The following is a 12359-nucleotide window of genomic DNA, read 5'->3' as shown; positions in this document are numbered from 1 at the left end:
TCGACACGCACGAAAAGCGGCGATGCGTTCGGCTGGAGCCGAAGCGACACGATGCGGCGCCATTGCCGCAAGGAGAGGATTGATGAACGACGACGCGAGCATTCGGGCGCTCAACGCAGTCCTCGCCGCTGAGGATGGCTTGATGCAGGGGCGGCTCGAGCGGCGTGACTTCTTGCGAGTTGCCGCAATGGCGGGAATCGCTTCCACAACTGCTGTGAGCCGGGCCGCATTCGCGCAGGCCGCCCGCGAAAATCAGCTTCAGCTTGGCGCGGCACTCCAAAAGCAGTACGATTATATCGTTTGTGGCGCCGGTTCGTCCGGGTCGGTTGTCGCGCGCCGTCTCGCTGAAAACCCGGCGGTCAAAGTGCTGCTTCTTGAGGCAGGCGGCAGCGATCAGGTGCCGAGCGTTACCAATCCTGGCGTTTGGTTCACAAACCTCGGTAGCGAGCGGGACTGGGGCTTCAAGGGCGCGCCAAATCCCAAGATCAACAATCGCGAAATCGCATTATCGATGGGCAAGGTCCTGGGCGGCGGATCGTCGATCAACGTTATGATCTGGTCGCGTGGTCACAAGAACGACTGGGACTATTTCGCGAGTGAGTCCGGTGATCCGCGCTGGAGCTACGAGAACGTGCTCGGAATTTACCGCCGCATTGAGGATTACCAAGGTCCTGCCGATGCGCACCGACGAGGCAAGGGTGGTCTTGTATATGTCGGCGAAACACCAAATCCTTCGCCCATTGCGCCCGCGATGCTCGCATCGTGCAAAGGCGTTGGGATCCCGACTTTCCCTGATCAGAACGCCATCCTGATGGAGGGCGTCGGCGGGGCTGCGATCCCCAACGTTCGCTACAAGCCCGGCGAGCGCCTCAACGTGTTCAGCACCTATGTCCGGCCGATTCTGGATCGGCCGAACATCACGGTCCTCACGCAGGCGACGATCCGCAAGCTCACCACCAAGGGCACGCGCGTCACTGGGGTCGAGTTCACCCATGGCGGAAAGCTGATGACCATCGGTGCGACGCGCGAGGTAATTCTTTCGACCGGCGCGATCAACACGCCCAAGATCCTGATGCAGTCGGGCATCGGCGAGGCGGCGCAGCTTCGCAAATTCGGCATTCCTGTCGTCGCGGACCTCCCGGGTGTCGGCAAGAACTTCCAGGATCACGTGATGATCGCGGGTTGCGTCTGGGAGTACAAAGAGCCGATCGCGCCGCGCAACAATGCCGCCGAGGCAACTTTCTTTTGGAAGAGTGACTCCAAGCTCGACACGCCGGATTTGCAGCCGTTCCAGATCGAGATTCCCTACGTGAGTGAAGTCACGGGCAAGCAGTACAACCCGCCTGCTGGAAGCTGGTCGCTATCACCTGCCGTGGTGCGTCCGAAGAGCCGCGGTGAGATCACCATCACCGGTGCGGACCCCAGTTCCCCGGTCAACATTGCGGCAAATACCTTCGCTGAGCCCGATGACATGACGGCAATGCTCCGTTGCATCGAGCTTTGCCGCGAGATCGGCAATACCGGTCCACTCGCGGCTTTCAACAAGCGGGAGGTTATGCCGGGGAAGATCACTGGCGCCGACCTCCAGGACTTCGCCCGCAACGCGGCGGTGACCTACTGGCACCAGAGCTGCACCGCCAAGATGGGTCGGGATAACATGTCCGTCGTGGACGGGCAGTTGCGCGTTCACGGCATCCAGGGCCTCCGCATCGCGGACGCCTCGATCATGCCTCGCGTAACGACCGGCAATACCATGGCAGGCTGCGTCATCATCGGGGAGCAGGCTGCCAGCGCCATCACCGCCTAAACGAACACGATCAAAAAAGAGGGGAATGCACCATGCCGATTTCGGCAACGATCCGTGGCGTCCTGGCGACGTCCGCCGCCCTGCTGGGCTTTGCTGCCGCCATACCCGTTCAAGCTCAGACAGCGGTCGACCCCGGTGACTACACGGCGCTACCCCCCGGCACCGACCTCGCGCTGGTCTACGGCCAGTTCATCAACCGCGACAAGCTCAAGCTTCCAGGCGGCGGGGAGCTGAAGGACGACACCAATCTCAACACATCGGTCGCGCTGCTGCGCTACGTCCACTTCACGAAACTCGGGCCGTTCGTCGTCGATCCGCAAATCATCGTACCGGTGGGGTCGGTCCATGATGCTCGGGTTGGTGGGCAGAATCTGGGATCATCCACCGGTATCGGAGACGTTCTCGTCTTTGCGACGATCTGGTTTGTTAACAAGCCGAGCGATAACTATTCGACGTATCTCGGCTTCTCGCCGATCGTGGGTATCCCTACCGGGACGTACGACCGCAACAAGGCCGTCAACTTCGGCAATAATCGGTGGTCGTTCGATCCGCAGATTGGCTTCATCCAGGGGCTAGGCAAGAACGTCACCCTCGATCTCTACGGCGACGTGAACTTCTTCACGGTCAACAATGACGTCGGCGCGCTCAGCCAGCGGTTGACGAAGAAGCCCGTCTACCATGTCCAGAGCTGGCTTCGGTACGCCTTGCCCGACAAGAAGACGACGATCGCCATCGGCACCGCGAGTATGTGGGGAGGCAAGGAGCACCTCGACGGCGTCTATACCGGTCAGCGCTCTGAGCGTCAGCAGATTAGACTGGCGATCCAAAAATTCGTCGCGCCGAAGTGGCAGCTCGAGCTGATCGGCGGACGTGACGTACAATCACGAGAGGGCTTCAACGAAGCTGCCCGAATTCAGGTGCGGGTCCTAAAAATCCTCTGACCGACCCTGCGGAACCAAGCTCGAAGCCGAGGTGGGCCGGTCGCTGCGGCGATCGACCCACCTTCCTTATGTTCCCCCAGCGTCAATCTGCCAACTTCGCGCCGCTGAAGCCTCGGTGGTTGCCTCAACGCGTGAACACCCCTGAGCTATTGGAGGGCGCCAGCGACCACCTCGGTTGCGACTCCGCGCTGCTGCCGCATTCGCACTTCCGGCTTTGCAGGCGCCCCGCCCCGTGCGCGAACTCGCAAGCGTGGGGGGGGCATATCCAGCGCCGCCGACGAACGTTCCAAAGGGCTCACCCGCTTCTACAGATCATTGGTGTGCCATCGATTTACATACCATGCCGGTATCGGCTAAGAATTCTTTGGCGGGGGCATACTTGATATTCCCGAAAGACTGATTTGCCTTGTTGGTGTCACCGACCTCCTAGGTATCGATCGCATACGTCATCTGTATTGGACGTTCGGAAAGACTTCTTCCTAACTTTCGTCAACGAACGCGTTCTGACCGGGCGGAGCCCCGGCAGTCGAGCGAACGGGGAGGAAATACATGAAGGCTCATCGAAGCTACACGGCGACCATCCGCCGAACTGTGTCCAGCACGGCACTCGCGATCGGTCTTGGCGTGGTTCCCGCCCCTGCCTTGGCACAGACCACCATTCCCGCCCAAACGCCACCGGAACAGCCCGTCGTTGAGGCGGGCACCTCGGCAGCACAGGCCGCGCCGGCCCCGGCGGCCTCCGCCCCACCCGTACAGCAGTCCGACCCCATCGCCGAGGAACCTGGAGGCATTGGCGACATCGTCGTGACGGCGCGCCGTCGCGAGGAGAGCATCCAGAACGTCCCTATTTCCGTCGCGGCGTTCGGGGGCAGCGCGCTCGCCGAGCGTCAGATCGACTCCTCCGACAAGCTCACCCAGCTCGCTCCCAATGTCCAATTCAGCGCGGTTGCGCCCGCATCCGGCAACAGCTCGTCCTCCGCGATTTTCATCCGCGGCGTCGGTCAGACCGACTTCCTGGCCTCGACCGATCCCGGCGTTGGCTTCTACGTCGACGGCGTCTACTTCGCACGCGCCAGTGGAACCGCCATATCGCTACTTGATGTTGAGCGCGTCGAGGTGCTCCGCGGCCCGCAGGGGACGCTGTTCGGTCGCAACACCGTCGGCGGTGCCATCCAGGTCTTCTCCGCGCGCCCAAACTTCTCCGGCGTGTCCGGCAACGTTGGCTGGACGCTCGGTGACTATAAGCGCGCGGATCTGCGCGGCGTCCTCAACCTCCCGGTGAGCGAGACGCTGGCGGTACGGTTCGCGGCCACCAAGCGCATCCGCGACGGCTACGTCACCAACATCCTCGACGGACGCGACTTCGGTGACGTCAACACATTTGCGGCCCGTGCAAGCCTGCTGTGGAAGCCGAGTGACAAGTTCGAGGCGCTGCTGATCGGCGACTACACCAAGGACGACGTGAACGGGTCGCCGACCGTCTTCGGCGGGATCAACACCAGCGCCGCGTTCGTCCGCTTCGCCTCGGTAATCGCGGGTTGTCCCGGCTTCGCGCTGACGAACCCCGTCACGCCGGTGCCGGAGAACAACGATCGCCGCTGCGCCAACAACCAGTACTCGGCCCTCGGCCCCTTCAAGGTCGCCTCCAACGCGCCCAGCCGGTCCGAGCTGGAGATGTACGGCATCGGCCTGACACTCCAGTACGACGTCGCCGACTGGCTGACCGTCAAGTCGATCACTGCCTATCGCGAGACCAACCCTTTCTCGATCCGCGACGCCGACAACACGCCGCTGCGCATCCTCGAGACCGTCAACCAGGACAACATAAAGCAGTTCACCCAGGAGCTGCAGTTCCTTGGCGAGACCCCCAACGGCCGCCTCAAGTACCAATTCGGCGCCTACTATTTTCGCGAGACCGACTACCAGTTCTACCCGGTCTTCCTCCCGTCGCAGATCAGCGCCACCACCGGCGAGGAACTGCGCGTCGGCGGCCTCAACAACAACGCCGACATCAAGAATGAATCGCTGGCGATCTTTACGCAGGAGTCCTTCGCGATCACGGACAAGCTGAACCTGACGGTCGGCCTCCGCTACACCCGCGACAAGAAGGAGGCCACGCCGTTCGAGACCGCCGCCGTCAGCGGCTACGGCTACACGAACGTCGGCTACAACGTGGCCTATCCCGCGCCGCTGAACGCCCAGAACGTCTGCCTCGGGCCGCAGCGCACGGGCGCGGTGGCCGCGACCTGCACCGGCTCCCGGACCTTCCTCTTCAACCCGGTCCTCAACTCGAAGACCAACAGCAAGTTCACGCCCGCGGCGACGCTGCAATATCAGTGGACACCGGAGCTCATGACCTATGCGAGCTACTCGCAGGGCTTCAAGAGCGGCGGCTTCAACACCCGCATCGTGCAGCCCGTCATCTCGCCCAACGCGCCGACGGGTCGGGAATTTCTGCCCGAATTCGACCCCGAGCAGGTGACGTCGTACGAGATCGGCGGCAAGCTGCTCATCGGCCGCACGCTCCGGCTTTCCGCCGCAGCCTTCAAGTCGAAATACAAGGACATCCAGATCGTTGTGCGCGAGGGCGTCGCCCCGGTCGTGCGCAACGCCGGCGAGGCGACGATCAATGGCTTCGAGGTCGAAGGAACCGTCAGCCCGATCGGTCCGCTGCTGATCAATTTCGGCGTCGGATACACGGATTTTGGCTACGACAGCTTCACGAACGCGCTCAATGCCGGGCAGGCGAACCTTGCGCCTGGCGCGCTAGGTCGCGTCGACCTCGACGACATGCAGGCCTATACGCCGAAGTGGAGCCTCAACGGCGGGTTCGCCTACCGCATCCCGTTGAGCTCGGGTTCGCTCACTCCGCGCGTCGACGTCGCGTACCGCAGCAAGACCTACTTCGACGCGCCGAACACCGAGCAGATCGCCCAGAACAAGTATGCGCTGGTCAACGCGACCTTGCGTTACGCCGACCGGGCCGACCGCTACAGCATCGCTGCGGGCGTCACCAATCTGACCAACAAGGCCTATATTGGCAGCGGCAATTCGTCCCTCACCGCAGCATCCGGCTATGCCGAGGTGACGTACGGCCCGCCGCGCATGTTCACGGTCGAAGGCACGATCAATTTCTGAACCCTCTCTCCACGGGCAAGTGTCCGGTAGGTCCCGGTCGCTTCCCGACCTCGTTACGGTCGCCCCGATGCTGTTCGTCAGCATCTGGGCGACTGGCTTTTTGGTCGCACGCCTCGTCGCGGGCCACGCGGACCCGCTCACTTTCCTGACCATCCGCTTCGCGTGCGGTACGGCCATATTCACCGGCTTAGCTGCGCTCGCCGGTGCGTCCAGGCCCCGCGAACCGCGGTTGTGGGCGAACGCGGTCGTCGCTGGCCTCCTGCTCCAGGGAATTTATCTGGCGGGCGTGTTCTGGTCAGTCAGCCATGGCCTGCCGGCAGCGGTCTGCGCCCTCATCACAGGCCTGCAGCCGCTCCTGACCGCAGCGCTGGCCGGGCCGATGCTTGGCGACCGCGTCACCCGTCGGCAGTGGATGGGAATCCTGGTCGGCTTGATCGGCGCGACAATGGTGCTCGCCCCGCAGGTGACCTCGTCCGTCCACGCGGCGGCTCCCGTCACCGTCGCGGTCGCGGCGCTGGCGACCGTCGCCATCACGCTCGGCACCATCTGGCAGAAGCGCAGCGGCGGTGGCGTTGACCTACGCGTCGGCGCGGCGATCCAATTCGCCGCCTCGGGCCTCGTCATCGCGCCCGTCGCGCTCCTGACCGAGGATATGCGCTTCGATGGCAGCTGGGAGGCGTGGAGCGCGCTAACCTGGTCGGTAATCGGCCTGTCGGTCGGCGGGATGACCTTGCTCCTGATGATGATCGGGCGCAGCGCGGTCTCGGTCGTCGCCTCGCTGTTCTACCTTGTGCCGCCCGTCGTGGCGGTGCTGGCGTTCATGCTCTTTGGGGAGGCGCTCGGCGCGGTGCAGATCGCCGGCCTGATCGTCGCCTCCGCGGGGGTCGCGATCACGACACGGGACAGAAGCTGACGTATGTTGATGGTCTAGGAAGGGCGCCGGTGAGAGGATGGTTCAAGTCGTACGCTAAGCCCGGCGACTGCTCCGATCGGGATGGTGAAAGGGGAATGCTAGCGGGAGGTCCGCTGGCTTGGGATTAGCGCCCGATCCCGGACCGGCCGTTCGCGACACCATTTCAAAAGAGGATCGTTTTCTCAGGGAAGGATGCTGTTAGATGTCATTGGAGCTAAATAAGGCGAACGTGATCGCCTTTTACGAGATGATGTTCAACGACTGCCGACCTGCTGAGGCAATCAAGCAATATGTCGGCGGAGAATATATCCAGCACAACCCTCAAGTCGCTACCGGAAAGCAGGCATTTATCGACTATTTTGAGCGGATGGCACGAGAGTGGCCTGGCAAGAGAGTCGAATTCAAGCGGACTATTGCAGAAGGAAATACCGTGGTCCTGCACTGCCATCAGCACTGGCCCGGAGACCACGACTACGCTGGCATCGACATCTTCCGATTAGATGATGAGGGTCGTATCGTCGAGCATTGGGATGTGCTTCAAATTATCCCCGACCACTTTGAAAACCCGAACGGCATGTTCTGATGAGGGGTCCGTACTCCCACATTCTGCCATTGAGCCTGCTCCGTACGGTCCCGAAGGCTGCCAGCCATTTATCGATCGAGTACCGCCTTTGAGCGCCCGCCGGTTCTTCGTAACAGGGAGCCTGCAGTGAGACAGCCGGGAAGTATGCGCTGATCGCACGGGCAGGCGATGGGCTTGCCTACCCTGACCGATTCTGCTGAGCCTACGTCCTTGATGCGGGCACCGACGGCTGACGGCCTCAGGCGGGTAGCGCGGCCCCCGGCAGCTCGTCCGGAACGTGCGACCTGTACCGCCGAGCGAAGAGCATCATCGCCGCGACCGAGATCAGCCCCGGCACCGCGAAAGCGACGAAGTTCAACGCCATCGGCAGCTTGGCAGCGAGCAGCAGTCCGCCCAGCAGCGGCCCGACGATCGCTCCGACCCGACCGACTCCCGAGGCCCAGCCGAGCCCCGTCGTCTTGATAGAAGCGCCGTAGAAGTCCGCCACGGTCGCGTAGAGGAGGATCTGCGTGCCCGTCGTGCCTGCTCCCGCGACGAATATCAGCAGGTAGAGGACGGCCGTCGGGCTCTTCGCGCCGAGCAGCGCGATACACGTCGCGCCGATCGCGAAGGAACTGACCACAACGCGCACCAGTCCGTAACGGTCGGCAAGCCGCCCGCCGCCGATGGCGCCGAACATACCGCCGAAGTTGAGGGCAAGAAGAAACGACAGGCTCGAGCCGAGCCCGTAGCCGGCGGTGCGCATCAGCTGCGGCAGCCAGGAGCCGAGCGCGTACACCATCAGCAGGCAGCAGAAGAAGCATGTCCACAGCGCCAGCGTTCCACCCGCCCGGCCATCGTGAAACAGCGCGGCGATGGAGGATGAGCCCGCTTTAGCGTCCCGCAGGACCAGTTGGCCGCCCGGGACCGTGCGGCCGGGTGCGATCTTCGTCAGAATGGCACTCGCACGTCCCTCGTCCCCCCGACGTATCAGAACGGCGAGCGACTCAGGTAGCTTCCAGAGCACGATCGGGAGCAGACAAAGAGGCACCGCGGCAGCGAAGAACATGGCACGCCAACCAAACGTCGGCAGCAGCCAGATGCCGAGCCCGGCGGCTACCATGCCGCCGACTGCGTAGCCACTGAACATCAGCGCCACGAGCGTCGTTCGCAGGCGTTTCGGTGCATATTCATTCGTCAGCGCCACGGCGTTGGGCATGAGCCCACCGCATCCTAGTCCCGCCAGGAAGCGCATGACCCCGAACTCCGTTGTGTTCCCGACGAAGCCGTTGACGATCGTCGACACGCTGAAGATGGAGAAGCAGATGGCGATGCAGCGCTTGCGCCCGATCCGGTCGCCCAGCGATCCGAAGGTTAGCGCGCCGATCATCATGCCGAACAGCGCCCAGCTTGCGAGCGAGCCCGCCTGGGGTGGGGTGAGGTCCCACTGTTCCATCAGCTGGGGCAGGATCGCGCCATAGATGAAGACGTCGTAGCCATCAACGATGAGGAGCAGGCCGCAGAGGACGACGATTGTCCAGTGGAAGCGGCCGAACGTGGCCTCGTCGACAATGTCGTTGACCACGGTGCCTGCCATAGACCTACTCCCCTGCAAAATCGGTGACGTCTCAGACACGCTCCAGCATGAGCGCGATCCCCTGGCCGACGCCGATGCACATGAATGCCATGGCGTAGCGACCACCGGTGCGATGCAGCTCCTCAACGGCCGTCATCGTAATCCGCGCACCCGACATGCCGAGCGGATGGCCGTACGCAATAGCCCCTCCGTTCCGATTTACGCGCGGATCATCCTGCGCGATGCCAAGATCACGCAACGTAGCGATGGCCTGACTGGCGAATGCCTCATTCAGCTCGATCACGTCGAGCCGATCAAGGCTAATCCCGGTATTCCTGCTCAGCTTGCGCGCCGCCTCGATCGGACCGACGCCCATGATCCTTGGCGCGATGCCAGCTGCTGCCATGCCAAGCACACGTGCGCGAGGACGAAGCCCGTTACGTGATGCGGCGTCTTCGGAGGCGACGAGCATAGCTGCTGCGCCGTCATTTAGCCCGGAGGCGTTCCCCGCCGTCACCGTACCGTCGTGGCGTACCACCGGCTTCAGCTTGGCAAGAGCGCCCAGGCTTGACGCGCGCGGATGCTCATCCTGTGAGAAATCGATCGGATCGCCCTTTCGCTGAGGAACGCTGACCGACACGATTTCAGCCGCCACACGACCACTAGCGATAGCTGCTGCGGCCTTCTCCTGGCTGGCGAGGGCGAAGCGGTCCTGATCTTCGCGTGATACGCGCCACACGTCAGCGACGTTCTCGCCGGTTTCGGGCATGGAGTCGACGCCATAGGCGTGACGCATCGCGGGATTGACGAAGCGCCATCCCAGCGTCGTGTCCTCAATCTTCTGAGAGCGGTCAAAGGCTGAATTAGCCTTGCCGAGCACGTACGGTGCCCTGCTCATGCTCTCGACACCGCCGGCGATTATGAACTGTGCATCCCCGCAGCGTATCGCCTGCGCCGCGATGCCGACAGCGTTTAGGCCTGAGCCGCAGAGGCGATTGACGGTTGTACCTGGCACGGCTTCAGGCAACCCGGCCAAAAGCACGGCCATGCGCGCGACGTTGCGATTGTCCTCTCCCGCTTGGTTGGCACAACCAAGGATCGTGTCGTCAACGGTTTCCCAGTCTACGCCTGCGTTGCGTGCGGCGAGCTCGCGGATGGGGATGGCCGCGAGGTCGTCGGCGCGGATCGATGACAGGCCGCCATTGAGCTTGCCGATGGGGGTACGGATGGCGTCGCAGATGAAGGCGTCAGGCATGGGACCTCAGACGAAGGCGTCGATAATGGCGTCGGCAAGGGCGTTTGGTGCGTCAAGCGGAGCAAGGTGAGCAGCATCGAGCATGACATGTTGAGCACCCGAGATGCGTTCGATCAGGTGCTCGCCATGACCGACGAACGGTGTCGAGGTATCGCGGTCCCCCGAGACGACGAGCGTTGGAACGGAGATTGTTTGCAAGCGATCAGCGATGTCCATGTCACGGATAGCAGCCGCGCACCCGGCATAGCCTGCCGGCTCCATACAGAGCAGGCCACGTCGTACGCTGGCGGCGATCTCGGGCCTGGCTTGCACAAAGCTTGGCGATAGAAACCGCGACATGGCAAGGTCAGCGATCCCAGCTACGCCTTCCTCCCGCACCTTCTCGACCCGAGCCGTCCAGGCGGATCGATCCATCGTTGCCGAGGTGCATATGAGCGCCAAGCCGGTAACTCTTTCCGGCGCGTCCATTGCAAGCTGCATGGCGATCATGCCGCCCAGGGACACGCCCGCCACCAATGCGGCTTCAACGTCAGCTGCATCCATAGCCGCTGCCACGTCGCCTGCGAGCATCGACAGCTCATAGTCTCCTGCCGGGGCATCGGATGCGCCGTGACCACGGGTGTCGATGCGCAAAAGCGAGAACCGATGCCTAAGCGCGGGAATTGCCGCGTCCCACAGGTCCATGTCGGTCCCAATGGAATTCAGCAGCACCAGCGACGGAGCAGCGGTGTCGCCTTCGACCTTCCAGTAGATGTCAGCGCCTTGCGATCGGATGAAAGGCATCAGGCAGCGCGCTCTAACGCGGTTTCGTCTGTGAATGATGCATCAGTCTTCGCCCGCACCTCGTCCACGGTGATGCCTGGGGCCAGCTCGATCAGGCGTAATCCAGGCTTGTCGCATGCGAGAACGGCCAGGTCCGTGATGATCAGATCAACGCACGCCTTGCCGGTGAGCGGCAAGGTGCAGGCCGGCAGTATCTTAGATACGCCTGCCTTGTTGGCGTGATCCATGACGACCACAACACGCTTGACGCCGGCGACGAGATCCATCGCGCCGCCCATGCCTTTCACCATCTTGCCCGGGATGGTCCAGTTCGCGATGTCACCAGTCTCGCTGACCTCCATCGCGCCGAGAACGGCCATGTCGATGTGCCCGCCGCGGATCATCGCAAAGCTGTCCGCCGACGAGAAGAAGCTGGACGTGGGCAGCGCTGTAATCGTCTGCTTGCCGGCGTTGATGAGATCAGGATCGACCGCATCACGCGTAGGAAATGGGCCAATTCCGAGCATTCCGTTTTCTGACTGAAGCGTCACGTCAAGACCTTCAGGAACGTAGTTGGCTACCAGCGTCGGTATGCCGATGCCGAGATTGACATAGAACCCGTCTTGCAGCTCGCGAGCGGCCCTCGCCGCCATCTGTTCGCGGGTCCAGCCCTTCGTATCGCCGGCCATCACGCGTCCTCCTTCTCGCGAACCGTCAGCTTCTCGATCCGCTTCTCGTTGATGGTCGACAGGACGACCCGGTCGACAAAGATGCCGGGCGTGTGGATGCAATCGGGGTCGAAGCTGCCCGCTTCCACGATCTCCTCGACCTCCGCCACAGTGACCCGACCCGCTGTCGCCATGTTCGGGTTGAAGTTGCGCGCGGTCTTGCGGAACATGAGGTTGCCCGCCGGGTCCGCCCGCCAGGCCTTTACGATCGACAGGTCGGATCGCAGCCAGGTCTCGCGGACGTACTCCTCTCCGTCGAAGTTCTCGACGGGCTTGCCCTCCGCCACGACGGTGCCGACGCCCGTTTTGGTGTAGAATGCCGGGATGCCCGCACCGCCCGCACGAATGCGCTCAGCCAAGGTTCCTTGCGGCGTAAGTTCAAGGTCAAGCTCGCCCGAGAGGTACTGCTGCTCGAAAAGCTTGTTTTCGCCCACGTACGACGAGATCATCTTCGCGATCTGTCGGGTCTCCAGCAGCATCCAGAGGCCGAAGCCGTCGGCGCCGGCGTTGTTGGAGATGACGGTCAGCCCCTTCACCCCGCTTGCGCGAATTTCCGGGATCAGGCTTTCGGGATTGCCGGACAGGCCGAAGCCGCCCGACATGATCGTCATGCCGTCGAAAAGCAGCCCGTCGAGGGCCGCCGCCGGATTGTCGTAGACCTTGTTCTTCATGTCGCT

General features: G+C 62.9%; 10 protein-coding genes. 5 read left to right on the top strand and 5 right to left on the bottom strand.

Annotated elements, in window-relative coordinates; all coding sequences use genetic code 11:
- The first annotated feature begins 82 nt into the window (after positions 1 to 82).
- From ACGVWT_RS16045 to ACGVWT_RS16025, 5 genes are all read left to right on the top strand, one after another.
- Complete coding sequence (locus tag ACGVWT_RS16045) at positions 83 to 1807, top strand: GMC family oxidoreductase (protein WP_221211858.1); 1725 nt, start codon at positions 83 to 85, stop codon at positions 1805 to 1807.
- Positions 1808 to 1839: 32 nt separating this feature from the next.
- The gene (locus tag ACGVWT_RS16040) at positions 1840 to 2748 is read left to right on the top strand and encodes a transporter (RefSeq protein WP_066667187.1); all 909 of its coding nucleotides are present in this window, start codon (positions 1840 to 1842) and stop codon (positions 2746 to 2748) included.
- Between the two features lie 549 nt (positions 2749 to 3297).
- Positions 3298 to 5886 (top strand): TonB-dependent receptor, encoded by a 2589-nt coding sequence (locus tag ACGVWT_RS16035; RefSeq protein WP_082731222.1) that lies wholly within the window; start codon positions 3298 to 3300, stop codon positions 5884 to 5886.
- Between the two features lie 67 nt (positions 5887 to 5953).
- A complete protein-coding gene (locus ACGVWT_RS16030) occupies positions 5954 to 6799 on the top strand; it encodes a DMT family transporter (RefSeq protein WP_066667189.1) in 846 nt (281 codons plus the stop codon).
- 202 nt (positions 6800 to 7001) lie between these two features.
- Entirely contained in the window at positions 7002 to 7382 is a 381-nt protein-coding gene (locus ACGVWT_RS16025) for a nuclear transport factor 2 family protein (protein ID WP_022674932.1), read from the top strand.
- Positions 7383 to 7620: 238 nt separating this feature from the next.
- On the opposite strand, the gene ACGVWT_RS16020 is transcribed toward ACGVWT_RS16025, so the two are convergent.
- From ACGVWT_RS16020 to ACGVWT_RS16000, 5 genes are read right to left on the bottom strand one after another with little or no spacing between them, the layout of a single operon-like run.
- A complete protein-coding gene (locus ACGVWT_RS16020) occupies positions 7621 to 8958 on the bottom strand; it encodes an MFS transporter (RefSeq protein WP_022674933.1) in 1338 nt (445 codons plus the stop codon).
- A 31-nt stretch (positions 8959 to 8989) separates the two neighbouring features.
- Positions 8990 to 10192 (bottom strand): 3-oxoadipyl-CoA thiolase, encoded by a 1203-nt coding sequence (pcaF, locus tag ACGVWT_RS16015; RefSeq protein WP_022674934.1) that lies wholly within the window; start codon positions 10190 to 10192, stop codon positions 8990 to 8992.
- A 6-nt stretch (positions 10193 to 10198) separates the two neighbouring features.
- On the bottom strand, positions 10199 to 10975 hold the full coding sequence (gene pcaD, locus ACGVWT_RS16010; protein WP_066667190.1) for a 3-oxoadipate enol-lactonase: 777 nt from the start codon (positions 10973 to 10975) through the stop codon (positions 10199 to 10201).
- Positions 10975 to 11643 carry a 3-oxoacid CoA-transferase subunit B gene (locus ACGVWT_RS16005; RefSeq protein WP_022674936.1) on the bottom strand — a complete coding sequence of 223 codons (669 nt, stop codon included), beginning with the start codon at positions 11641 to 11643 and terminating at the stop codon, positions 10975 to 10977. Before ACGVWT_RS16005 ends, pcaD begins: the two co-directional genes overlap by 1 nt.
- Entirely contained in the window at positions 11643 to 12353 is a 711-nt protein-coding gene (locus tag ACGVWT_RS16000) for a CoA transferase subunit A (protein ID WP_022674937.1), read from the bottom strand. The genes ACGVWT_RS16005 and ACGVWT_RS16000 overlap by 1 nt, the downstream gene beginning before the upstream one ends.
- Positions 12354 to 12359 lie beyond the last annotated feature (6 nt).

The organism is Sphingomonas sp. S6, assembly GCF_043498045.1.
Taxonomy (GTDB): domain Bacteria; phylum Pseudomonadota; class Alphaproteobacteria; order Sphingomonadales; family Sphingomonadaceae; genus Sphingomonas.
The sequence above is the reverse complement of the archived record's forward strand: the minus strand, read 5'-3'. Positions and strand labels throughout refer to the sequence as shown.

Bases quoted from the DNA above. Each gene is read 5' to 3' on its own strand.
- ACGVWT_RS16045 (WP_221211858.1), top strand. From the start codon at position 83: ATGAACGACGACGCGAGCATTCGGGCGCTCAACGCAGTCCTCGCCGCT.
- ACGVWT_RS16040 (WP_066667187.1), top strand. From the start codon at position 1,840: ATGCCGATTTCGGCAACGATCCGTGGCGTCCTGGCGACGTCCGCCGCC.
- ACGVWT_RS16035 (WP_082731222.1), top strand. From the start codon at position 3,298: ATGAAGGCTCATCGAAGCTACACGGCGACCATCCGCCGAACTGTGTCC.
- ACGVWT_RS16030 (WP_066667189.1), top strand. From the start codon at position 5,954: ATGCTGTTCGTCAGCATCTGGGCGACTGGCTTTTTGGTCGCACGCCTC.
- ACGVWT_RS16025 (WP_022674932.1), top strand. From the start codon at position 7,002: ATGTCATTGGAGCTAAATAAGGCGAACGTGATCGCCTTTTACGAGATG.
- ACGVWT_RS16020 (WP_022674933.1), bottom strand. From the start codon at position 8,958: ATGGCAGGCACCGTGGTCAACGACATTGTCGACGAGGCCACGTTCGGC.
- pcaF (WP_022674934.1), bottom strand. From the start codon at position 10,192: ATGCCTGACGCCTTCATCTGCGACGCCATCCGTACCCCCATCGGCAAG.
- pcaD (WP_066667190.1), bottom strand. From the start codon at position 10,975: ATGCCTTTCATCCGATCGCAAGGCGCTGACATCTACTGGAAGGTCGAA.
- ACGVWT_RS16005 (WP_022674936.1), bottom strand. From the start codon at position 11,643: ATGGCCGGCGATACGAAGGGCTGGACCCGCGAACAGATGGCGGCGAGG.
- ACGVWT_RS16000 (WP_022674937.1), bottom strand. From the start codon at position 12,353: ATGAAGAACAAGGTCTACGACAATCCGGCGGCGGCCCTCGACGGGCTG.